The sequence below is a fragment of the Serratia sp. NA_112.1 genome, assembly GCF_052691715.1.
In genome coordinates, this window is the sequence record NZ_JBQZFO010000001.1 from 310,003 (window position 1) to 332,480 (window position 22,478).

A 22,478-nucleotide genomic window follows, 5' to 3' on the forward strand; every position below is an offset into this window, starting at 1 on the left:
TGAGCATCGGACCAAAAAGGGGGAGAAACAAGCGCTTTTAGTGCCGGTAGAGAAGATGCGCCCCTGGCGGGGCGCATGGACTGAGTGTTTAGTGCAGGATCTTGGCCAGGAAATCCTTGGCGCGATCAGATTCCGGATTGTTGAAGAAATCGTCTTTGTTGCGGTCTTCGACAATTTTGCCTTCGTCCATAAAGATCACCCGGTTGGCGACCTTGCGGGCAAAGCCCATTTCGTGGGTAACCACCATCATGGTCATGCCTTCGTTTGCCAGTTCGACCATAACGTCGAGCACTTCGTTAATCATTTCCGGATCGAGCGCCGAGGTAGGTTCATCGAACAACATGGCGATAGGATCCATACACAGCGCACGAGCGATAGCTACACGCTGCTGTTGGCCACCGGAAAGCTGCCCGGGGAACTTGTTGGCATGAGCGCTCAGGCCGACGCGCTCCAGCAACTTCAGACCTTTCTCGCGGGAGGCGGCTTTATCGCGCTTGAGCACTTTTACCTGCGCCAGCGTCAGATTGTCGATGATCGACAGGTGCGGGAACAGCTCAAAGTGCTGGAACACCATGCCGACCTTGGAACGCAGCTGTGCCAGATTGGTTTTCTTGTTGTTGACCGGGGTACCGTTCACCAGGATATCGCCCTGCTGGATCGGCTCCAGGCCGTTGACGGTTTTGATCAGGGTAGATTTGCCCGAGCCTGAAGGACCGCAGACTACCACCACCTCACCTTTTTTGACTTCGGTGGTGCAATCGGTCAGAACCTGAAAGTGACCGTACCACTTAGAAACATTTTTCAGGGATATCATCAAACAGTCCTTTTCTTCAAATAGCTTACCAGCGCCGAGGCGGCGAGACTGATAACAAAGTAGACAAAGCCGGCGAACAGGATCATTTCAACCTGGGTGCCGTCGCGCTCGCCGATGGTTGAGGCGGTACGGAAGAAGTCAGCCAGGCTCAGTACGTAGACCAGAGAAGTATCCTGGAACAGTACGATGCCCTGAGTCAGCAGCAGTGGCACCATGGCGCGGAACGCCTGCGGCAAAATAACCAGTTTCATTGACTGCCAGTGGCTCATGCCCAACGCCAGCGCAGCGGAAGACTGACCGCGCGAGATGCTGATAATACCGGCGCGGATGATTTCCGAGTAATAGGCCGCTTCAAACAGGGAAAAGGCTACCATAGCCGAAATCAGGCGAATATCGGTTTTCGGCGACAGCCCCAGAACCTTTTGCAATAAGCTTGGAACCACCAGATAGAACCACAGCAGTACCATGACCAGCGGTACCGAACGGAACAGGTTGACGTACAGCGCGGCAAACCAGCTCACGGGCTTGAATGGCGACAGACGCATGACGGCCAGAATGGTGCCCCAGAGAATACCGAAGACGACAGCGGTCACGGTGATCTTCAGCGTGATCAACATGCCCTGCAGCAGATAAGGGAAGCTTGGGACAATCGATGCCCAGTCAAATTCGTACATTATTTACTCCCCAAATTGCCGGGCAACTGCACTTTTCGCTCTACCAGTCGCATAAACAGCATGATCACGGCGTTGATGGCGATGTAGGCCAGCGTAATCGCGGTAAAGGATTCATAGGCGTGCGCCGAGTAATCCAGCAGTTTGCCAGCCTGTGCAGCCATGTCGACCAGCCCGATGGTGGAAGCGATGGCGGAGTTTTTAACCAGGTTAAGCATTTCCGAGGTCATCGGCGGCACAATCACCCGGTAGGCGTTCGGCAACAGCACGTAGCGATAGGTTTGCGGCAGCGTCAGGCCCATCGCCAGTCCGGCGGATCTCTGCCCACGTGGCAGTGACTGAATGGCCGCACGTACCTGCTCACATACGCGAGCGGCGGTAAACAGCCCCAGGCACAGCATCGAGGAAACGAAGAACTGCACGTTAGGATCGAGTTCGGTTTTGAACCACATGCCGATATTGGCAGGCAGCAGTTCCGGGATCACCAGATACCAGGTAAAGAATTGCACGATCAGCGGCACGTTACGAAACAGTTCGACGTAACAGGTACCGAGGGTGGAAAGAAAGCGGTTGGGTACGGTACGCAAAATACCGAATAGCGAACCGACAAAGAAAGCGATAATCCATGCACAGACGGAGAGGGCTACCGTGACCTGAAAGCCGGACCAAATCCAGCCGAGGTAAGTGGTATTCCCAAACGGGGCCTGCTGCAGGAAGATACCCCAGTTCCAATCTATTGACATAACAAACTCCGTTAAGCGGGCGCAAAGCGCCTAAAGATTGATGACTATTCACGCCGAAAGTACCGCGGCCAGTCGGGCTGACTTATCTGTGCGGCATCGGTGGAGCGTTAAGGGGAAAATGCGGGAGGGGAACGGCCTCCCACATTCCTGTCTGTCCCAGCCATCAACAGAGCCAGGTTGTCCTGACTCTTGTTCTATTAGTTCAGTGCTTTGTCGTTAGGCTCTTTGAACAGCTGCTTCATGTCGTCTGACAGTTCGAAGTTCATGTTGAGGTTCTTTGGTGGGATGGGCTGTTTGAACCACTTATCAAACCATTTTGCCGCTTCACCTGAAGTCTGGGCCTGAGCGATGGTGTCATCGACCAGTTTTTTGAACTCAGGATCTTCTTTACGCAGCATACAACCGTAGGCTTCTTTCGACTGCGGCGTGCCGAGGATTTCCCATTGGTCCGGCTTCTTGGCTTTCGCACGTTCACCGGCCAGCAGGGCGTCATCCATCATAAAGGCCACTGCGCGGCCGCTTTCCAGGGTGCGGAATGAATCACCGTGGTCTTTGGCGCTGATGATGCGCATGTTCATTTTGCCGCTGTCATTGAGTTTATTGAGCAGCACTTCCGAAGTGGTGCCGGAGGTGACTACGACCGGTTTTCCGGCCAGATCTTTGAAATCTTTAACGTCAGAGCCTTTTTTCACCAGCAGGCGGGTACCGACCACGAAGATGGTGTCGGAGAAGGCCGCCTGTTTCTGGCGTTCAAGGTTGTTGGTGGTCGAGCCGCACTCGAAGTCAAAGGTGCCGTTTTGCAGCAGTGGAATACGGTTCTGTGAGGTGATCGGCAGCATTTTGACCTGCAGATCCGGAGCGTTCAGTTTTTTCTTAACTGCTTCAACGATTTGGTTGGAGTAATCCTGGGAGTAACCCACCACTTTCTGCTGGTTGTCGTAGTAGGAGAACGGCACTGACGATTCGCGGTGGCCGACAACGATCACGCCGTTGTCTTTGATTTTCTTCAGCGTACCGGTCAGTTCTTCCGCATGGGCTACGTTAGCCGCCGTACCGATCAGCAGTAACGATAACGCCAATTTACGCATTTGCATGGTCCAACTCCTTTGCTGTTGTGGTGGCTCAAATTCAAAGAGCATCAGATTCTAAATGGAGATTTATTGCTCAAGTATAAAGATAGTCCTAGAACAGATAACCGTTAGAAAATAGCCGATTGTAAACAGATTGAAACTAAAATGTTTCTTTTTTGAGACGCCACGCGCACCAAATTATTGCAACAAAACCCCAGCGCACCCTTATGGTGCCAGTGATGCTCTCGAGTTGTGCACAAATACGACGGAACGTCAGCAAAAGTAAATCGGCTCTAAATCACGGAGTAAGTAAAGCAAGGAGTGTGCCAGAAGCGTTGATTTGGCAATGATTTTTGACAGAAGGGGAAAAACAACGGGGCGCGCCGATGGCAGCGCCCCGGGGAATTATTTGCGACGCAGGCCTAGGAGCAGCGCCAGACCACCGAACAGCAAGGTGATTATCCACAATGGCGTGGCGCCAAAGCGGGCATAAGGCGTAATGCCGGTGGTTGGTGTGACTTTCACCTCAAGTACCTTGCGGGTGAACTGAGGGATCTCTGCGATTACCTCACCGTTGGCGTCTACCGCGGCGGTGACGCCGTTATTGGTGCTGCGCAACAGGGGCCTGCCCAACTCGAGTGCACGCATGCGCGCCATCTGGAAGTGCTGCCACGGTCCGATGGAATGACCGAACCAGGCATCGTTGGAGATGGTCAGCAGGAAGTTGGTGTCCGGGCGGAAGTTATCGCGCACCTGCTGGCCGAGGACAATTTCATAACAGATCGCCGCCGTCAGGTTATAGCCTTTCACGCTGAGCTGTGGTTGGACGTAATCGCCACGGCTGAAAGAGGACATCGGCAGATCGAAGAAGGGTGCCAGTGGGCGCAGCAGGGTCTCAAGCGGCACAAACTCGCCGAACGGCACCAGATGGTGCTTGTTGTAGCGGTCTTTGGCCGGATAAACGTACGGCGTCTCTTCACCCAACACGATGGCGCTGTTGAAGATTTGCTGGCCCTGCGGGGTGGCACGGACGTCAACAATGCCGGTGATCAGGCTGCTATTTTTGGCGCGCATCAGGTCGTCCATCATGGTCAGGAAGCCGTTCTGGTTGGCTTCATAATCCGGGATGGCGGACTCCGGCCAAATGATGATCGGCGCTTTGCCCATATAAGGACGGGTTTCATCCAGATAGGTTTGCAGCGTACCGACCAGCGCTTTCGGATCCCACTTCATCGACTGAGCGATATTACCCTGCACCATAGCGACGTTGACCGCCTTGTCCGGCTGCGGGGTATACCAGTGCAGTTGGCGCAGTGGCCACGGCAGCAGTAGCAGCGCAATTGCCACCACCGCTGGCGTGATGCGGCGTTGATTGATGGCATACACCAGCAGCCCGGCCATCGCCATCAGCATAAAGGTGATGGTATCCACCCCCAGCAGCGGCGCCACGCCTTTCAGTGGACCATTGAGCTGGCTGTAGCCGAATTGCAGCCAGGGGAAACCGGTCAGCACCCAACCGCGCAGAAACTCAGTGACTTGCCATAGCACCGGCGCGGCAATCGCCAGGCGATACCAACTGGTGGTCGGCCAAAGGCGTGCCAGCAAGCCGGAGAACAGCCCGGTATATAGCGATAGATAAGCCGCCAGCAGCACGACCAGGAAGATATTGACGGAGAACGGCATGCCACCGAAGTCGGCGATACTGACGTAAACCCAGTTGATGCCGGTACCAAACAGGCCAAAGCCCCAGCAGAAGCCGAGCAGGGCAGATTGTTTGGTGGTACGGTTCAAGGTAACGGCCAGTAGGCCAAACAGGGAGACAATGGCCGCTGGCCAGATGTCGTAAGGGGAAAATGCCAGCGTGCCGCTGGCACCCGTCAACAACGCCAGCAGGGCGCGAACCCACTGGCGATCAAGATAAGAGGCTTTAGCCATGTTCGATTTATTCTTCCAGTTTCGGTTGCGGAGAATCGTCCGGAATTTTTACATGAACCTGGATGATACGTCGACTGTCGGCCATCGCAACTTTAAATAGGTAACCTTCGATTTCAATGGTTTCTCCACGTGCAGGCAGGTGGCCGAAGGCTTGCATGACCAGGCCACCGATGGTGTCGACCTCGTCGTCGCTGAAGTGGGTGCCGAAGGCTTCGTTGAAGTCTTCAATAGGCGCCAGTGCGCGCACGGTATACATATGACGGCTGAGCTGGCGGATGTCCAGGTCGTCCTCGTCGTCATACTCATCTTCAATTTCGCCGACAATCAGTTCCAGAATGTCTTCGATAGTCACCAGGCCAGACACGCCGCCGAATTCGTCAATGACAATCGCCATGTGATAACGCTGGGAGCGGAACTCCTTCAGCATCCGGTCGACCCGCTTGCTTTCCGGCACCACCACTGCGGTGCGCAGCACCTTGTCGATGCTGAATTCCTCGGACTCTGCGCGCATAAACGGCAGCAGATCCTTGGCCATCAGAATGCCTTCGATGTGATCTTTATCTTCGCTGATCACCGGGAAGCGCGAGTGGGCGGATTCGATAATCACGTCCAGGCACTCTTCCAGCGTTTGGTTACGCTTGAGCGTCACCATCTGGGAGCGCGGGATCATGATGTCGCGCACACGCTGTTCGGCGATATCCATCACGCCTTCCAGCATGTCTCGGGTATCGGGATCGATCAGGTCGTTTTGCTCGGAATCACGGATCAGCTCTACCAGATCGCCACGGTTTTTAGGTTCGCCGTGGAACAGCTGGTTAAGGATAAGAGTAAAGAACCCCTTCTTGGGACTGGGGCTGTCATTGCTTTGTGAATGGTCGTCGCTCATGGCGTTTTAGTTAATATCACTCATGTCAGAGTTAGGGGAGTCAGCGACAGCCCCATACAGGGGCTGTGGGGAAATCAGCTGACGTCAGAGGGGGTCTTTTTCCGCCAGGTACGGGTCCGGGTAACCCAGTCCGTGCATGATTTCGGTTTCCAAAGACTCCATTTCTTCGGCTTCATCGTCTTCGATGTGGTCATACCCTAGCAGATGAAGGCTGCCATGGACAACCATATGCGCCCAGTGGGCCTCCAGCACCTTGTCTTGCTCAACCGCTTCCCGTTCAACCACCTGACGGCAGATGATCAGATCGCCCAGCAGCGGCAGCTCGATACCCGGGGGAGCTTCGAACGGGAATGACAACACGTTGGTCGGTTTGTCCATGCCACGATAGGTCAGGTTCAGTTCATTGCTTTCGGCTTCATCCACCAGGCGAATGGTGACTTCGGAATCGATCTGAAACTGCGGCAGCACGCCTTCCAGCCAGCGCTGGAAGGTGGCTTCGTCCGGCAGGCCACTGTTGTCTGCACAGGCCAGTTGCAGATCCAAAATCACCTGACTCATGGTGTCTCCTGCTCGGAGGCGAGGGTCGCCTCGCGTTTACGTTGTTCGGCAATAGCGTCTTTGCGCTTTTGTTCGGCGGCTTCCCAGGCTTCATAGGCGATGACCACGCGGGCTACCACCGGATGGCGCACCACGTCTTCACTATGGAAGAAGTTGAAGCTCAGTTCTTCGACGTCCGACAGTACTTCCACGGCATGGCGCAGGCCGGATTTTTGGTTGCGCGGCAGGTCTATCTGCGTCACGTCACCGGTAATCACTGCCTTTGAATTGAAGCCGATGCGCGTCAGGAACATCTTCATCTGTTCGATGGTGGTGTTCTGGCTCTCATCAAGAATGATAAACGCATCGTTCAAGGTGCGGCCGCGCATGTAGGCCAGTGGCGCCACTTCTATCACGTTACGTTCAATCAGTTTCTCCACGCGCTCAAAGCCCAGCATTTCGAACAGGGCGTCGTACAGTGGACGCAGGTAAGGATCGACCTTTTGGCTCAGATCCCCCGGCAGGAAGCCCAGTTTCTCACCGGCCTCGACCGCAGGGCGGGTCAGCATAATGCGACGAATTTCCTGGCGCTCCAGCGCGTCTACCGCAGCGGCAACCGCCAGATAGGTTTTACCAGTACCGGCCGGGCCAATACCGAAGGTAATGTCATGGTCGAGAATATTGGCGATGTACTGCGCCTGGTTCGGCGTGCGGGGTTTCACCATGCCGCGTTTGGTTTTGATGGTGACTGCTTTGCCGTAATCCGGCACGCTGTCGGCAACCTGTTCCAACACCCGGCTTTCTTTGATCGCCAGATGGATCTGTTCCGGATCGATATCCGGGATCACGCCGCGGATCGGCGAGGTGTCCACATACAGGTGGCGCAGGATATCGGCGGCGGCAACCACGCACAGGTTTTTGCCAACCAGCTTGAAACGGTTGTCACGGCGGTTGATTTCAATGCCCAACCGGCGTTCGAGTTGTTTGATATTGTCATCAAACGGGCCGCACAGGCTGAGCAATCGCTGATTGTCTGCCGGCTCTAACAAAATTTCTTGTGTTGCGACGTTCAAACTATTCCTCAAGGCTCATATCGGGCCTGGTTGATTTTCGGTACGCGCATTCAGGGCAAACCCTGAGGTTCTCTACCCTGAATTATTCATGGTGCGGCGCATGGGCGCAAGTTTACCCATGATCTATCTGTGCGTCGGCGCTGAATTTCAAGGGCAGGCGGAGGAAAAACGCGGCCAAAACAACCGCGTAATGACTTGAGAATGGACGCTGGGATCAGTTCTTTTTCACGAACTCGGACTTCAGTTTCATTTGGCCAAAGCCATCAATTTTGCAGTCGATGTTGTGGTCGCCTTCCACCAGGCGAATGTTCTTCACCTTGGTGCCAATTTTCAGCATCGAAGAGCTGCCTTTGACCTTCAGATCTTTTACCACGGTTACTGCGTCGCCGTCGGCCAGCAGGTTGCCGTTGGCATCTTTGACAATCAATGCATCGCTGTCTTCCGCCGGGGCGCTGTCGCTCCACTCATGGGCGCACTCAGGGCAGATAAACAGGCTATTGTCCTGATAAGTGTATTCGGAATTGCACTTCGGGCAGTGTGGGAGTTGCATGCTATGTCGCCTCTTCAATAATCAAAAAATAAAAAAAAGAAAATTGCCGGGCGCGTGGCCCGACAGAGAAATAATAAGGATAACCGTTATCGTGGCGGCGGGAAGCGCGGCCGCCACGTTTAGCGCCAGGCGGAAACAGCGTCAGGGTTGGTAAATGCCGACACCCAGCGCATTCTCTTTGCGGGTACGGGCGATCACCGACTGCGGGGATTCATGTACGCGCAGTTCCATCTGCTGTTCGGTACGCACCACTGCGCCACGCAGTGAGTTGGTCAGGACTTCGGTGATTTCCACATCCACGAACTGGCCAATCATATCCGGCGTGCCTTCAAAGTTTACCATGCGGTTACAGGCGGTACGGCCCGCCAGCTCCATCACGCTTTTACGTGAGGTGCCTTCCACCAGAATGCGCTGTACGGTGCCGAGCATCCGGCGGCTGAATTGCAGCACCTGCTGGTTGATGCGATCCTGCAGGATATACAGGCGCTGTTTCTTTTCGTCTTCGCTGACGTCGTCCACCATATCAGCCGCCGGGGTACCTGGGCGTGACGAGTAGATAAAGCTGAAGCTGGTGTCGAAGTTAATCTCGGCAATCAGGTTCATGGTCTGTTCGAAGTCGGCCTGGGTTTCCCCTGGGAAGCCGATAATAAAATCGGAGCTGAGCTGGATGTCCGGCCGCGCCTTGCGCAGTTTGCGAATGATCGCTTTGTATTCCAGTGCGGTGTGCGCGCGCTTCATCATGGTCAGTATGCGGTCTGATCCGCTCTGTACCGGCAGATGCAGGAAGCTGACCAGCTCCGGCGTGTCTTCGTATACCGCAATAATATCGTCGGTGAATTCAATCGGATGGCTGGTGGTGAAACGGATGCGGTCGATGCCGTCGATGGCCGCTACCAGGCGCAGCAGTTCGGCAAAGGAGCAGATGCCGCCGTCGTAAGTGGCCCCGCGGTAGGCATTGACGTTCTGGCCGAGCAGGTTGACTTCACGCACGCCTTGCGCCGCCAGTTGGGCGACTTCAAATAACACGTCGTCGCTTGGACGGCTGACTTCTTCTCCGCGGGTATAAGGCACCACGCAGAAGGTACAGTATTTGTTGCAGCCTTCCATGATGGAAACAAAGGCGGTTGGGCCTTCGGCACGGGGTTCCGGCAGACGGTCGAACTTTTCGATCTCCGGGAAGCTGATATCGACGATTGGGCTGCGGGTGCCCTGTACGTGATTGAGCATTTCCGGCAGGCGGTGCAGGGTTTGCGGCCCAAATACTACGTCGACGCAGGGCGCACGGCTGCGGATGTGTTCACCTTCCTGCGAGGCCACGCAGCCCCCCACGCCGATGATCAGCGCCGGGTTCTTTTCTTTCAGCAGCTTCCAGCGGCCCAACATGGCGAAAACTTTTTCCTGCGCTTTCTCGCGGATCGAGCAGGTATTGAGCAGCAGCACGTCCGCTTCTTCAGCGTTGTCGGTCCATTGATAACCGTGCGTGCTTCCCAGTAAGTCCGCCATTTTTGATGAATCATATTCATTCATCTGACAGCCCCAGGTTTTAATATGTAGTTTTTTGGTCATGACTTGCCATTACTCAGTGCGGAGCGAAAGTTGCGATACGCGACATGCAGGGCGCTATTGTAAACATTTGACGCCGTTGTGACCAGCACGGGGGAAAAGGGTATACGACCTGAAGCCAAATTAAAAATCCGTTACACTGATGCCAAACGCCATACCGGTGGGGATGGCGATAATTAACCAAGAAAATATAGCCAATATGAACACTTCTCAAAAACGGTATGACGCGGTGGTGGTAGGTGGCGGCATGGTTGGCGCGGCCGCCGCGCTGGGGCTGGCGCAGGCCGGTTGGTCGGTGGCATTGCTGGAGCATCAGGCGCCGCAAGCGTTCGATGCGCAAAGCCCGCCGGACTTGCGTATTTCCGCGATTGGCTGCACCTCGGTAGGGTTGCTCAAACAGCTCGGCGCCTGGCCGGTGGTGCAAGCGATGCGCACCGTACCGTACCGCCGGTTGGAAACCTGGGAGTGGGCGTCGGCGCGGGTGGCGTTTGACGCCGCTTCACTGGGCCTGCCGGAGCTGGGCTTTATGGTGGAAAACCGCATTTTGCAACTGGCGCTGTGGCAGCAACTCGAGCAGTGCGACAATCTGACGCTCTATTGCCCCGCCAGGCTGCGTTCGCTGCAACGGGACGATGACTATTGGCAATTGACACTGGATTCTTCTGAGACGCTACAGGCGCGTTTGGTGGTAGGTGCAGATGGTGCCAACTCACAGGTGCGTAATCTGGCGACCATCGGCACCAGCGGCTGGCAGTACCGTCAGTCCTGCATGCTGATCACCGTCGAGACCGGTGCGCCGCAGCAGGATGTAACCTGGCAGCAGTTTTTCCCTTCCGGCCCACGCGCTTTTCTGCCGCTGTATGATCAATGGGCTTCACTGGTGTGGTACGACAGTCCGCAGCGTATCCGTCAGTTGCAGGCGATGTCGCCAGCGCAGCTTGAGCGCGAAATCGCTGAGGCGTTTCCCGCACGTTTGGGGGCGGTGAAAGTGCATGCCGCCGGATCTTTCCCGCTGGCGCGTCGCCACGCACAGCGCTATGTGTTACCGGGGCTGGCGTTGCTCGGTGATGCGGCGCACACCATTAATCCGTTAGCCGGACAGGGCGTGAACCTGGGGTATCGCGATGTAGACGCCTTACTGGCGGTTTTGAGTGAGGCGCGGGAACAGGGCGAGGACTGGAGCAGTGAAGCGGTGCTGATGCGCTATCAGCGCCGTCGCCGTACCGATAATCTGCTGATGCAAAGCGGCATGGATCTGTTTTACACCGCTTTTAGCAATAATTTGGCACCCTTAAGTGTGGCACGTAATCTTGCGTTGATGGCGGCCCAGCGAGCGGGCAAGCTAAAGGAAAATGCGTTGAAGTACGCGCTGGGATTGTAATGGCCCCATGTTAGTAGGGGCGCTTCATGCTGCGCCCTGATAAACAGCCTTCTTTTCGCCCAAACGCCAGACAGCAAAAAGCCCGCCGAAGCGAGCTTTTCTAAATATGGCTGGGGTGCCAGGATTCGAACCTGGGTATGCTGGTATCAGAAACCAGAGCCTTACCGCTTGGCGACACCCCAATGGTGTAACAGTAAAGTATGGTGGCTACGACGGGATTTGAACCTGTGACCCCATCATTATGAGTGATGTGCTCTAACCAGCTGAGCTACGTAGCCATTTATTGATATTTTACTTTAAAAGTCAATGATGTTGATGGCTGGGGTACCTGGATTCGAACCAGGGAATGCTGGTATCAAAAACCAGTGCCTTACCGCTTGGCGATACCCCATCAACAAATTTTCAACTTCTTCTTACTGCATCAAACCATTTAAAAAATGGCTGGGGTACCTGGATTCGAACCAGGGAATGCTGGTATCAAAAACCAGTGCCTTACCGCTTGGCGATACCCCATCTGATGCCTTGCAACCCGATGATAAGAAATGGTGCGGGAGGCGAGACTTGAACTCGCACACCTTGCGGCGCTAGAACCTAAATCTAGTGCGTCTACCAATTTCGCCACTCCCGCAAAAAAAAGATGGTGGCTACGACGGGATTTGAACCTGTGACCCCATCATTATGAGTGATGTGCTCTAACCAGCTGAGCTACGTAGCCATCTTTTTTCGCGCAACCTTCATCGGCGTTGCGGGGCGCATTATGCGTATATGGCCGTTTTGCGTCAACAAGTTTTTTCCCGAAAAAGCGACCGGATGTGTTGTTTGTCTGGGTTATGAACATAATGGCGAGAAAATCATCAATTCAGACAATTAATGGTTGAAAACATCAACAAAAAGGCGGGCCCGAAGGCCCGCCCAGAGAATTAAACGCCCGGCGATTATTTGTAGGCGGACTGGTGAACGCCGACTGCACGACCAGAAGGATCGTCCATCTTTTTGAACGACTCATCCCATTCGATGGCTTTCGCTGAAGAGCAGGCCACTGACGGGCCACCGGGTACACATTCGGCTGCGCTTGGCAGTGGGAACAACTCTTCGAAAATTTCGCGATACAGGTAGCCTTCCTTGGAGCTCGGCGTGTTGTACGGGAAACGGAAACGTGCGGTTTCGAGCTGTTGATCGCTGATCTGCTTGGCAGCGACTTCTTTCAAGGTGTCGATCCAGCTGTAGCCAACGCCGTCGGAGAACTGCTCTTTCTGGCGCCAGGCCACGCTGGCCGGCAGATAGGACTCAAAACATTCACGCAGGATATGTTTTTCCATTTTGCCATGGCCGCACATTTTGTCTTTCGGGTTGATGCGCATCGCCACATCGAGGAATTTTTTATCCAGGAAGGGCACGCGGGCTTCGACACCCCAGGCGGACATCGCCTTGTTGGCGCGCGCGCAGTCAAACATATGCAGGGCCAGTAGTTTGCGCACGGTTTCGTCGTGGAACTCACGAGCATCCGGTGCCTTATGGAAGTACAGGTAACCGCCGAACACTTCGTCCGCACCTTCACCAGACAGCACCATCTTGATACCCATCGCCTTGATCTTGCGTGACATCAGGTACATCGGGGTGGAGGCGCGAATGGTGGTGACGTCATAGGTTTCGATGTGATATATCACGTCGCGAATGGCGTCCAGGCCTTCCTGCACGGTGAAATGAATTTCGTGGTGTACGGTGCCCAGGTGGTTAGCCACTTCCTGCGCAGCGCGCAGATCCGGTGAACCTTCCAGGCCGACGGCGAAGGAGTGCAACTGCGGCCACCAGGCTTCGCTGCGCTCTTGATCTTCCACACGGCGTGCGGCGTACTTTTTGGTAATGGCGGAGATCACCGAAGAGTCCAGGCCGCCAGACAGCAGCACGCCGTACGGCACGTCAGACATCAGGTGGCTTTTCACCGAATCTTCCAATGCGTTTCGCAGGGCATTTGCGTCGGTGACGTTGTCTTTAACCGAATCGTAATCGAACCAGTCACGCTGGTAGTATTCGCGGATCTCACCGTCCTGGCTCCACAGGTAGCTGCCCGCCGGGAATTCTTTGATGGTACGGCAAACCGGCACCAGGGCTTTCATTTCAGAGGCCACATACAGGTTGCCGAATTCATCATGCCCCATGTACAGCGGGATAATGCCCAAATGGTCGCGGCCAATCAGGTAAGCGTCCTTCTCGGAGTCGTACAGGGCAAAGGCGAACATCCCCTGTAGATCGTCAAGGAAGTCGGTGCCTTTTTCCTGATACAGCGCCAGGATCACCTCGCAGTCGGAACCGGTTTGGAACTCATAGCGATCGCTAAGTTGTTGGCGCAGCGCTTGGTGGTTGTAAATTTCACCGTTAACCGCCAGAACGTGGGTGTGAGCAGCGTTGTACAGCGGTTGGGCGCCATTGTTGACGTCGACAATCGACAGGCGCTCATGCACCAGAATGGCTTTATCGCTGGCGTAAACGCCGGACCAGTCCGGGCCGCGATGGCGCATCAGACGGGACAGCTCAAGCGCTTTCTTACGCAGTTCAACGGGATCGGACTTCAGATCGAGCACACCGAAAATAGAACACATATACCGACTCTCCTAACGACTTTTTTAGACTGTGATGTTGCTTTGGTTGTTATAGGCAGCGTGGTCGGCTCATCAGCGATGGCGCGGTTTTGCTGCGTTGTGTTTATGAAAATGCGTCAAAAGCAGCAGGGGATGCAAGCGTTTTAGCGCTACGCCGAAAAATAGTTGTTTTGGATAGGTCGAATATTAGCGGATATTCAATTAATTGATATTTAAATTAACGAATGTGCAATTTTTTAATAAATAGATGAGTTGCCGGACAGTTTTTCCGGCAACTCATTGTTGCTTATCAGGCGGTCAACTGCCACAGGGTGAAGGCCGCATCCGGCGTCCAGCCTGTGTTAGAGGTGTGTGCCTGAAGACAGGTGTATTTCTTGCCTTTATAGGTCACCACATCGCCGACCTTATAGCTGTGGCTGTTCTGCCACTCGCCAGCGCCAGGATCCGGAGGTGTGCTGCCGTCTGCGGTTTTCACTGCCAGCGCGCTGCTCGGCAGTGAGGTACTGCCCTGGTTATCGGTGGCGGTAACGAAGTAGCTGTATTGCGTTGCCGGAGTGAGGCCACTGTCTTGCAGCGACAGGCCGCCGGTCTGTCCGATAGCGCTACCGTTACGGTAAACTGTATATTGGCTCACCGGATTGACGCTGCTGGCAGCCGCCCAGTTCAATGTCAACGACGTTGCGGCGATCGCGGTGGCGTTCAGCGCCGTTGGTGCATCAGGCTTTCCCGGTGGTGGCGTGATCCCCCCCTGGATCAGCGCGGCATAGCGAGTTTTGAATTCCCAGTTATAAGCCACGCCGGCCTTGCTCCGGCCGTTGTCCCAGTTTACCGACCAGGTCATCAGGCCCTTGATCGACAAACCTTTGGCATCAAGACGGGTGAAGGCGTTATAAACCGCCATTTTGTCGACCACATAACCGGTGGCGGCAGCGTCATTGTTGGTTGGCAGACCGATAACGAATTTGGCGGCTGGGATTTTTGTATAGCCACGGGTGCCGGTAACCAGACTTTCGGTCAGGTAATACAGAAAATCTTCTTTCATGACGTCGTTATTCTGGGTGATCCAGGCCCCTTTGCCGCCATTGGCTTCATCAACCCAGATACCATCACCGCCCTGATTATAATATTGCGGTGCGATAAAGTCGTAATAGCCTTCGAGCGCGGTAATATAATCCAGGTAAGTACCGTTGGTGCGTAAATAAGGAAATTCTGGCGCCATGCTGACAATAAATTTTTTACCTTCGGCCGCATAGTGCGCTTTTACTTTTTTCAATGCAGCCGGTAAAACGGTTTTATTATTGGCTGCGCCAATGGCGGCCTGTTCCAGATCGATATCCAACCCATCGAAGCCGTAAGTTTCTACCAGGCGGATAATCTCATTGGCCAGCTTGTCTTCATCGCCGGTTTTTAATTCGATATGCGCGTCTGCGCCACCCAGTGAAATCAGTACTGCGCGGCCCTGGCTGTTGAGCACGCCAACCTGACGGCGGAACTCGGCATCGGACAGGTTGTAAGGCTTGAAGGTTGGGATGCCTTCGCCTTTCATAAAGGCCACGGCGACCACGTTATATTCAGCAGGAATGTCGGTCAGATTCATATTGGCGAATTGACCTTGCTGATAGCCGTCACTGGCACCGGCAGCCCAGTTGTGCCAAAAACCCATCATGATTTTTTTATTGGTCATATCCGGCATGATAGCGGCGTCATCTGCCAGTTGTGCATTGAGAATATTATTGGTGCTCATGGTAACCTCGTTATTTTAAGTAAGATTATTTCCGCACGACGTCAATATCAGTGATTGGCGGGCGTAAATATATAGTGCGCTTTTTTAACGAGGCTGGAGTGAAACCTTTTGTGGGCAATAATAAATTTAATTCAAGCTGATTAAATTAAAAGGTGGCCGTAATGGCCACTTCAGACTGATGACAAACCTCATTCCTGCCCAGAGCGAGTAGAGGCCGATAAATAAAAATCCGGAAAATCAATTTATTGATTTTCGGCTGCTCGCCACAAAGCAGGAAAAACCACGCTTTTTCCTGCTTTGTCAGCAACCTAAGGTGGCCGTAATGGCCACCTTAGGGATTAGAAAATATTGATATCGGCGACGGACGGGAAGATATAGCTCGGGCGGAACGGCATGGTTTCGACATCGTTCAGCGTAGAGACGCCGGACAGCACCAATACGGTTTCCAGACCGGCCTGGAAGCCCGCCAGGATATCGGTGCGCAGGTTGTCACCGACGATCACCGTTTCTTCCGAATGCCCCTGCATCTTGTTTAGTGCGGCGCGGATGATCCACGGGCTTGGCTTGCCAACGTAAAACGGTTTGCGGCCGGTGATTTTCTCTATGGGGGCGCACAGCGCACCGCAGGCCGGCACAAAACCATGGCCGTGGGTATCCGGGTTGGTAGCAATAAAGCGCGCGCCGTTATTCACGAAGTAGGCGGCCTTGTGCATCATGTCCCAGTTGTAGGAGCGTGTTTCGCCGACGATCACGAAATCCGGATTGATGTCGGTAATGGTGAAGCCGGCTTTATACAGTTCATGAATCAGCGCGCCTTCACCGACCACATAGGCTTTTTTGCCTTCCTGACGGCGCAGGAAATCGGCGGTGGCCATAGCTGAGGTATAAAACGCGCTTTCCGGCACTTCCAGTCCGGCGGCGGCGAAGCGGTTCGCCAGATCCTGCGCGGTCTGCGACGGATAGTTGGTCAGCACTACCAGCGGCATACCCTGTTCCTGAATGCGTGCCAGGAAAAGGTCGGCACCGGGAACCGGCGTGTTGTCATGCAGCAGCACGCCGTCGATATCACATATAACGTTCTTGATTGTCATTGTTGCTGTTTCTCATGATTGGCGGCAGGTAAAACGCGAAGATAGCACACCTGCCTGAAGCGGCGGATCAGCTTTCCAGCAATCGCTGCAATAGCACGCCGTTGAGCATCGCCCGCTTGGCCAGGGCGAAAGCGCCGATCGCCGAGCGATGATTGAGTTCGGAGGTGACCACCGGCAGATTTTTGCGGAAGTCCTTCAGCACCTGAGTATTGATGCAGCTTTGGATCGCCGGCAGCAGTACTTTTTCCGCCTCGGTAATTTCACCGGCGATCACCACTTTCTGCGGATTAAACAGGTTAATGGCGATTGCTACGGCTTTGCCGAGGTAGCGGCCGACGTGTTCGATCACTTCGCTGGCTAGCAGGTCACCGCGGTTGGCGGCCTTGCAGATGGCGGCGATGTTGCAATCGTCGAGGGTCATTTTGCTGGGGTAGCCCTGGGTCAGTAAGTGGCGTACACGGTGTTCAATAGCGGCGTTGGCGGCGACGGTTTCCAGACAGCCGAAGTTACCGCAGTGGCAGCGTTCGCCCAATGGGTCGATCTGAATATGACCTATCTCACCGACATTGCCGTTGTTGCCCAGGAAAATCTGGCCGTTGACGATAATGCCGGCGCCGGTGCCACGGTGCAGGCGCACCAGAATAGAGTCTTCGCAGTCGCGGGTGGCACCAAAGTAATGCTCTGCCAACGCCAGGCTGCGGATATCGTGGCCAACAAAGCTGGTAACGTTAAAACGTTGCTGCAGATTATCGACCAGCGCCCAGTTGTTGACGCTGATGTGTGGCATGTAACGCACTACGCCCAGCGCCGGATCAACCAGACCAGGCAGGATCACCGCGATGGCGATCAGCTCGCGCAGCTTGCGCTGGTAGTTTTCGATAAACTGGGCAATGGCGATAAACAGCGCGTTTTCCAGTGTCTCCTGGGTGCGTTCCGGCAATGGGTAGTGTTCTTCGCCGAGCGATTTACCGCTCATGTCGTACAGGGTGATGGTCGCGTCGTGACGACCGAGACGCACGGCCACGGTGTGGAAATGCCGGGTTTCGGAGACAATGGAAATGGCGCGGCGGCCGCCGGTGGAGGCTTGCTGATCGACTTCTTTGATCAACCCGCGCTCCAACAGCTGGCGAGTAATTTTAGTGACGCTGGCGGGCGCTAGCTGGCTCAGTTCGGCTATTTGAATGCGTGAAATCGGACCCTGTTGGTCGATCAGGCGGTAAACCGCTGCGCCGTTGAGTTGCTTGACTAAGTCAACGTTCCCTATCTGTGCCTGTCCGCCAGTACTCATCAATAATTTTACTCTCTGTCTACCCTTCATACTTCAAGTCACAGGGTTGTTGGCCGCCTTTACTCACTCAAATCACATACCCGCGTATGCTCATTGAGGTTCGTTCAGTTGCCGCCTACCTGCGACTCGAATTATTTTGGGTACATATGTTAGTTAAACCTCGTTACCGTTAACGAGTGTTTTGGTGATTTTAAAATCACGGGTAAAGGCGGTTAGGTTCGCCACTTTACCGGGCTCGATAGTGCCTAAACGGTGGTCCACGCCGATAGCACGCGCCGGATACAGCGTCGCCATGCGCAGTGCTTCGTCCAATGCAATACCGACGTGCTCAACGCTGTTCTTTAACGCGTCAATCATGGTCAGTGCTGAGCCGCTCAGGGTACCGTTTTCGTCCACGCACAGCCCATTACGATAGTATATTGTTTTACCGGCAAAAATAAATTGGTCGATATCGGCACCTGCCGGCGCGGTGGCGTCGGTGACCAGCACCAATTTATCACCTTTCATGCGCTTGGCGTTACGGATACTCGCCCAGGCCACGTGATGGCCGTCGGCGATAATGCCGGTATAGACCTCAGGCGTGTCGAAAATTGCCCCCATCAGCCCAGGTTCACGTCCGGTGATATACGGCATGGCGTTATACAGGTGAGTGGCGAAGGTGATACCGGCGGCAAAACCGATACGGGCCTGATCGTAAGTGGCGTTCGAGTGACCGGCGGACACCACAATGCCTGCTTCGGTCAATTGCTTGATAAAGTGCGGCTCCACCATTTCCGGCGCCAGCGTGACCTTGGTGATCACATCGGCATTGGCGCACAGATAGTCGATCATCTCGCTGGTTGGTTTGCGGATAAACGCCGGGTTATGGGTGCCTTTTTTGAGCGGGCTAAGGTACGGCCCTTCCAGATGCAGGCCAAGCGCCTGATTAGGGTGTTTTTTCAGATAAGCGCGCATCACTTCGATGCTGTGCTTCATAAATTCGTCGCTGCTGGTGATCAGCGTTGGCAGATAGCTGGTACAGCCGGATTTTTCGTTGGCACGCTGCATAATTTCCAGCGTCTGTTCCGAAATGGCCTCCAGCGAGTCGTTAAATTGCACGCCGCCACAGCCGTTAAGCTGCACGTCGATCAAACCGGGGGCCAGGATAGCGCCACCCAGATCGCGCGTTTCAATGCCGGCCGGCAGTTCAGCCAGCGGGCAGACTCGTTCAATCAGCCCATCAGCGATAATAACTGCGTGGTCGTCAAGTACGTCGTGGCCGGTATAAATACGGCCGTGGGTTAAAGCGAACATCGTAGCCCCCTGCAAGAATTAAAGACTCTTAACGCTTTCCGCTTCTAACTCGCGGAAATATTTAACGGTTTTGACTTTCAGTTCCATGGTGGACGGCTCATCGCATACCACAACGGCCTTGGCATGCAACTGCAGGCAACTGATGGTCCACATGTGGTTGATATTGCCTTCCACTGCGGCTTCCAGCGCCTGTGCCTTGGCATGGCCGGTCACCAGAATCATCACTTCTTCTGCGTCAAGCAGCGTGCCCACGCCCACGGTCAGGGCAAATTTAGGCACAAGGCTGACATCACCGCCGAAGAAGCGGGAGTTGGCGATGCGGGTATCTTCGGTCAGGGTCTTGATGCGAGTACGGGATGCCAGCGATGAAGCCGGTTCGTTAAACGCGATATGACCGTCGATGCCAACGCCACCCATGAACAGGTTGATTTTGCCGTAGGATTTGATTTTCGCTTCGTACTGGCGGCACTCGGCGTCAACGTCCGGTGCATTACCATTCAGCAGGTTGATATTTTCACTTGGGATATCAACGTGATCAAAGAAATTACGGTACATGAAGGTATGATAGCTTTCCGGGTGTTCCTGCGGCAGGCCAACGTATTCGTCCATGTTGAAAGTCACCACATGCTTAAAGCTTACTTCACCTGCTTTGTGCATCGCAATCAGATGTTTGTAGGCTTCCAGCGGGGTACCGCCGGTAGGCAGGCCGAGCACAAACGGACGCTCCGCAGTAGGCTTGAATGCGTTGATGCGCTGGACGATATGGCGGGCGGCCCATTTGCCGACTTGTGCAGTATCTTTCAGTGGGATAAGTCTCATCTAACACCTCTTGGGGTAAGTAAACTAAAGCTATACTGATTCGAGCCTGAACGAGAGTCTTAAGCCTAACCCAGCTTTATGATTCTCACGTGATGCTTCAGGTTCAATGATTTTTTTAATGATAAAATAAGTTTTGTGTGATGGCTAGCAATGTGGCAGCTTAAGACTGCTTTTTGGTGATTTAAATCACAAAAAAGGAGGTTTTAATTTGCGATACGAAATAATTTTTTTACACTCCACGTGTTGTCGTTCGTCCAGAGTTAATCGCAGTGTGTGATGGCGCTTGCGTAAAATATGATAAAGCTCATAAAAGGGCATTAGGGGGAATATTAAGGTGAACATACTCGGCTTTTTCCAAAGATTGGGCAGGTCGTTGCAACTGCCAATCGCAGTACTGCCCGTTGCGGCGCTTTTGCTACGCTTCGGTCAGCCTGACTTATTGAATATTTCATTCATCGCGCAGGCCGGTGGATCAATCTTCGATAACCTGGCGTTAATCTTTGCTATCGGTGTGGCGGCAACCTGGTCGAAAGACAATGCCGGTTCAGCCGCATTGGCGGGCGCGGTGGGTTACTTCATCCTGACCAAGGCGATGGTCACCATTAACCCGGCGATCAATATGGGTGTGCTGGCGGGTATCATTACCGGCCTGGTGGGCGGTGCGGTCTATAACCGCTGGTCCGGCATCAAGCTGCCCGAGTTCCTCTCCTTCTTCGGCGGTAAGCGTTTTGTCCCTATCGCTACTGGCTTTTTCTGTTTAATCCTTGCTGCCATCTTTGGTTATATCTGGCCACCGGTACAAAATGCGATCCACGCAGGCGGTGAATGGATTGTTTCGATGGGCGCTATCGGTTCCGGTATTTTCGGCTTCGTTAACCGTCTGCTGATCCCGACCGGTCTGCATCAGGTTCTGAACACCATTGCCTGGTTCCAGATTGGTGAGTTTACCAACGCTGCCGGTACCATCTTCCACGGCGACATCAACCGCTTTTATGCGGGTGACGGTACTGCCGGGATGTTCATGTCCGGCTTCTTCCCGATCATGATGTTCGGTTTGCCGGGTGCGGCATTAGCGATGTACTTCGCTGCGCCGAAAGAACGTCGCCCAATGGTTGGCGGTATGCTGCTGTCCGTTGCCCTGACCGCATTCCTGACCGGTGTGACCGAGCCGCTTGAATTCCTGTTCATGTTCCTGGCTCCGCTGCTGTATCTGGTCCATGCCATTTTGACCGGTATCAGCCTGTTTGTAGCCACCTTGCTGGGCATTCACGCCGGGTTCTCCTTCTCTGCAGGTGCCATCGACTATGTGTTGATGTACAACTTGCCGGCTGCCAGCAAGAATGTCTGGATGCTTGTTCTGATGGGCCTGGTCGCCTTCGCGGTGTACTTCGTCCTGTTCTCTATCATTATCCGCGCATTCAACCTGAAAACCCCGGGTCGTGAAGATGCGTCCGACGATGTCGTCGCACCGGAAGCCAACAGCAATACTGATGAAGGCCTGCGTGCACTGTCTCGCAGCTATATTGGTGCCATCGGGGGTTCTGACAACCTGACTGGCATTGATGCCTGTATCACCCGTTTGCGTCTGACCGTTAAAGATTCTTCCAAAGTGCTGGATGCCAGCTGTAAACGCCTGGGTGCATCAGGCGTGGTGAAACTGAACAAACAAACCGTTCAGGTTATCGTGGGTTCCAAAGCCGAAGCCATTGCTGACGGCATGCGTGCGGTGATTGCTACCGGCCCGGTGCCTGCGGCAGAAATGGCGCCGGCTCCTGGTGTGACTACAGTTAAATCGCAGGCAGTGCCTAATGCGCCGAAGGTGGCCTTCGAGTCGCTGGTGGCCCCGGTGACCGGTGAAGTCGTGGCCCTGGATCAGGTTCCTGACGAAGCCTTTGCCAGCAAAGCGGTAGGCGACGGCCTGGCGATCCGCCCGACCGACAAAACCGTAGTAGCGCCGGCAGATGGCACCATCGTGAAAATCTTCAACACCAACCATGCTTTCTGTCTGGAAACCGACAAGGGCGCGGAGATTGTGGTGCACATGGGGATCGACACCGTTGCACTGGAAGGCCAGGGCTTCAAACGCTTGGTAGAAGAGGGTGCTGAGGTGAAAGCCGGCCAGCCAATCCTTGAATTGGATCTGGAGTTCCTGAACGCCAATGCCCGCTCGATGATAAGCCCGGTAGTGGTCAGCAACTCTGACGATTACGCCGGTCTGACGGCGCTGGCGACCGGTTCTGTGGTCGCCGGCCAGACCAAACTGTTCGAGATCCAGAAATAAACCGTTTTACCTGAGTAGTACCCAGGGTGTTTAACGAGTCATGACGGAACGCACCCTACCTTTGGCGGGAAGAGAGCAATCTCTTCCCGCTTTTTTATGGGCAGCGGTTGTCCGGTAAGGGGGCCTTGACCTGTTGTGG

18 protein-coding genes and 6 tRNA genes are annotated in these 22,478 nt (G+C 54.4%); 2 read left to right on the forward strand and 22 right to left on the reverse strand.

The annotated features are described in order from the left end of the window. Nucleotides 1–88 precede the first annotated feature (88 nt). The 10 genes from ACUTQ5_RS01565 to miaB form a co-directional block, all read right to left on the reverse strand. Entirely contained in the window at nt 89–814 is a 726-nt protein-coding gene (locus ACUTQ5_RS01565; protein ID WP_445649797.1) for an amino acid ABC transporter ATP-binding protein, read from the reverse strand. Beyond that, nucleotides 814–1,488, reverse strand: coding sequence for a glutamate/aspartate ABC transporter permease GltK (gene gltK / locus ACUTQ5_RS01570; protein WP_445649798.1), 675 nt, complete (start codon nt 1,486–1,488; stop codon nt 814–816). Before gltK ends, ACUTQ5_RS01565 begins: the two co-directional genes overlap by 1 nt. Then, nucleotides 1,488–2,228, reverse strand: coding sequence for an amino acid ABC transporter permease (locus tag ACUTQ5_RS01575; protein WP_445649799.1), 741 nt, complete (start codon nt 2,226–2,228; stop codon nt 1,488–1,490). Before ACUTQ5_RS01575 ends, gltK begins: the two co-directional genes overlap by 1 nt. A 197-nt stretch (nt 2,229–2,425) precedes the next feature. Then, the gene (locus ACUTQ5_RS01580) at nt 2,426–3,322 is read right to left on the reverse strand and encodes an amino acid ABC transporter substrate-binding protein (protein ID WP_017891918.1); all 897 of its coding nucleotides are present in this window, start codon (nt 3,320–3,322) and stop codon (nt 2,426–2,428) included. A gap of 381 nt (nt 3,323–3,703) precedes the next feature. After that, nucleotides 3,704–5,233 carry an apolipoprotein N-acyltransferase gene (gene lnt, locus ACUTQ5_RS01585; protein WP_445649800.1) on the reverse strand — a complete coding sequence of 510 codons (1,530 nt, stop codon included), beginning with the start codon at nt 5,231–5,233 and terminating at the stop codon, nt 3,704–3,706. A gap of 7 nt (nt 5,234–5,240) precedes the next feature. Further along, on the reverse strand, nt 5,241–6,119 hold the full coding sequence (gene corC / locus ACUTQ5_RS01590) for a CNNM family magnesium/cobalt transport protein CorC (RefSeq protein WP_012005653.1): 879 nt from the start codon (nt 6,117–6,119) through the stop codon (nt 5,241–5,243). 84 nt (nt 6,120–6,203) lie between these two features. Continuing rightward, the gene (gene ybeY, locus ACUTQ5_RS01595; RefSeq protein WP_445649801.1) at nt 6,204–6,677 is read right to left on the reverse strand and encodes an rRNA maturation RNase YbeY; all 474 of its coding nucleotides are present in this window, start codon (nt 6,675–6,677) and stop codon (nt 6,204–6,206) included. Further along, entirely contained in the window at nt 6,674–7,729 is a 1,056-nt protein-coding gene (locus ACUTQ5_RS01600) for a PhoH family protein (RefSeq protein WP_012005655.1), read from the reverse strand. Before ACUTQ5_RS01600 ends, ybeY begins: the two co-directional genes overlap by 4 nt. A 214-nt stretch (nt 7,730–7,943) precedes the next feature. Then, nucleotides 7,944–8,279, reverse strand: coding sequence for a zinc ribbon domain-containing protein YjdM (locus ACUTQ5_RS01605; protein ID WP_261095554.1), 336 nt, complete (start codon nt 8,277–8,279; stop codon nt 7,944–7,946). Nucleotides 8,280–8,420: 141 nt separating this feature from the next. Continuing rightward, a complete protein-coding gene (gene miaB, locus ACUTQ5_RS01610; RefSeq protein WP_445649802.1) occupies nt 8,421–9,845 on the reverse strand; it encodes a tRNA (N6-isopentenyl adenosine(37)-C2)-methylthiotransferase MiaB in 1,425 nt (474 codons plus the stop codon). Nucleotides 9,846–10,041: 196 nt separating this feature from the next. Between miaB and ubiF the strand changes: the two genes are divergently transcribed. Continuing rightward, the gene (ubiF, locus tag ACUTQ5_RS01615) at nt 10,042–11,223 is read left to right on the forward strand and encodes a 3-demethoxyubiquinol 3-hydroxylase (protein WP_445649803.1); all 1,182 of its coding nucleotides are present in this window, start codon (nt 10,042–10,044) and stop codon (nt 11,221–11,223) included. 107 nt (nt 11,224–11,330) lie between these two features. On the opposite strand, the gene ACUTQ5_RS01620 is transcribed toward ubiF, so the two are convergent. The 12 genes from ACUTQ5_RS01620 to nagB all read right to left on the reverse strand — a co-directional run bounded on the left by ACUTQ5_RS01620 (nt 11,331) and on the right by nagB (nt 20,058). Continuing rightward, a tRNA-Gln gene (locus tag ACUTQ5_RS01620) sits at nt 11,331–11,405 on the reverse strand. Between the two features lie 19 nt (nt 11,406–11,424). Then, nucleotides 11,425–11,501 (reverse strand) — tRNA-Met (locus ACUTQ5_RS01625). A gap of 38 nt (nt 11,502–11,539) precedes the next feature. Then, nucleotides 11,540–11,614: transfer RNA gene (locus ACUTQ5_RS01630), tRNA-Gln, on the reverse strand. 47 nt (nt 11,615–11,661) lie between these two features. Further along, nucleotides 11,662–11,736: transfer RNA gene (locus ACUTQ5_RS01635), tRNA-Gln, on the reverse strand. Nucleotides 11,737–11,766: 30 nt separating this feature from the next. Next, nucleotides 11,767–11,851 (reverse strand) — tRNA-Leu (locus tag ACUTQ5_RS01640). Between the two features lie 10 nt (nt 11,852–11,861). Further along, nucleotides 11,862–11,938 (reverse strand) — tRNA-Met (locus tag ACUTQ5_RS01645). 220 nt (nt 11,939–12,158) lie between these two features. Next, nucleotides 12,159–13,823, reverse strand: coding sequence for an asparagine synthase B (gene asnB / locus ACUTQ5_RS01650; RefSeq protein ID WP_445649804.1), 1,665 nt, complete (start codon nt 13,821–13,823; stop codon nt 12,159–12,161). 289 nt (nt 13,824–14,112) lie between these two features. Continuing rightward, nucleotides 14,113–15,567 (reverse strand): carbohydrate-binding protein, encoded by a 1,455-nt coding sequence (locus ACUTQ5_RS01655; protein ID WP_445649805.1) that lies wholly within the window; start codon nt 15,565–15,567, stop codon nt 14,113–14,115. A gap of 338 nt (nt 15,568–15,905) precedes the next feature. Next, on the reverse strand, nt 15,906–16,658 hold the full coding sequence (locus ACUTQ5_RS01660) for an HAD-IIA family hydrolase (protein ID WP_012005661.1): 753 nt from the start codon (nt 16,656–16,658) through the stop codon (nt 15,906–15,908). A 67-nt stretch (nt 16,659–16,725) separates the two neighbouring features. After that, a complete protein-coding gene (gene nagC / locus ACUTQ5_RS01665; RefSeq protein ID WP_445649806.1) occupies nt 16,726–17,946 on the reverse strand; it encodes a DNA-binding transcriptional regulator NagC in 1,221 nt (406 codons plus the stop codon). A 153-nt stretch (nt 17,947–18,099) separates the two neighbouring features. Further along, entirely contained in the window at nt 18,100–19,239 is a 1,140-nt protein-coding gene (gene nagA, locus ACUTQ5_RS01670) for an N-acetylglucosamine-6-phosphate deacetylase (protein WP_445649807.1), read from the reverse strand. A gap of 18 nt (nt 19,240–19,257) precedes the next feature. Further along, nucleotides 19,258–20,058 (reverse strand): glucosamine-6-phosphate deaminase, encoded by an 801-nt coding sequence (gene nagB, locus ACUTQ5_RS01675; protein WP_012005664.1) that lies wholly within the window; start codon nt 20,056–20,058, stop codon nt 19,258–19,260. A gap of 334 nt (nt 20,059–20,392) precedes the next feature. On the opposite strand from nagB, the gene nagE reads away from it, so the two are divergent. Continuing rightward, nucleotides 20,393–22,339, forward strand: a complete 1,947-nt coding sequence (nagE, locus tag ACUTQ5_RS01680) for a PTS N-acetyl glucosamine transporter subunit IIABC (RefSeq protein ID WP_445649808.1) — start codon at nt 20,393–20,395, stop codon at nt 22,337–22,339. The last annotated feature ends 139 nt before the right edge of the window (nt 22,340–22,478 follow it).

Coding starts and splice junctions, on each gene's coding strand:
- ACUTQ5_RS01565 (WP_445649797.1), bottom strand. CDS start 814: ATGATATCCCTGAAAAATGTTTCTAAGTGGTACGGTCACTTTCAGGTT.
- gltK (WP_445649798.1), bottom strand. CDS start 1,488: ATGTACGAATTTGACTGGGCATCGATTGTCCCAAGCTTCCCTTATCTG.
- ACUTQ5_RS01575 (WP_445649799.1), bottom strand. CDS start 2,228: ATGTCAATAGATTGGAACTGGGGTATCTTCCTGCAGCAGGCCCCGTTT.
- ACUTQ5_RS01580 (WP_017891918.1), bottom strand. CDS start 3,322: ATGCAAATGCGTAAATTGGCGTTATCGTTACTGCTGATCGGTACGGCG.
- lnt (WP_445649800.1), bottom strand. CDS start 5,233: ATGGCTAAAGCCTCTTATCTTGATCGCCAGTGGGTTCGCGCCCTGCTG.
- corC (WP_012005653.1), bottom strand. CDS start 6,119: ATGAGCGACGACCATTCACAAAGCAATGACAGCCCCAGTCCCAAGAAG.
- ybeY (WP_445649801.1), bottom strand. CDS start 6,677: ATGAGTCAGGTGATTTTGGATCTGCAACTGGCCTGTGCAGACAACAGT.
- ACUTQ5_RS01605 (WP_261095554.1), bottom strand. CDS start 8,279: ATGCAACTCCCACACTGCCCGAAGTGCAATTCCGAATACACTTATCAG.
- miaB (WP_445649802.1), bottom strand. CDS start 9,845: ATGACCAAAAAACTACATATTAAAACCTGGGGCTGTCAGATGAATGAA.
- ubiF (WP_445649803.1), top strand. CDS start 10,042: ATGAACACTTCTCAAAAACGGTATGACGCGGTGGTGGTAGGTGGCGGC.
- asnB (WP_445649804.1), bottom strand. CDS start 13,823: ATGTGTTCTATTTTCGGTGTGCTCGATCTGAAGTCCGATCCCGTTGAA.
- ACUTQ5_RS01655 (WP_445649805.1), bottom strand. CDS start 15,567: ATGAGCACCAATAATATTCTCAATGCACAACTGGCAGATGACGCCGCT.
- ACUTQ5_RS01660 (WP_012005661.1), bottom strand. CDS start 16,658: ATGACAATCAAGAACGTTATATGTGATATCGACGGCGTGCTGCTGCAT.
- nagC (WP_445649806.1), bottom strand. CDS start 17,946: ATGAGTACTGGCGGACAGGCACAGATAGGGAACGTTGACTTAGTCAAG.
- nagA (WP_445649807.1), bottom strand. CDS start 19,239: ATGTTCGCTTTAACCCACGGCCGTATTTATACCGGCCACGACGTACTT.
- nagB (WP_012005664.1), bottom strand. CDS start 20,058: ATGAGACTTATCCCACTGAAAGATACTGCACAAGTCGGCAAATGGGCC.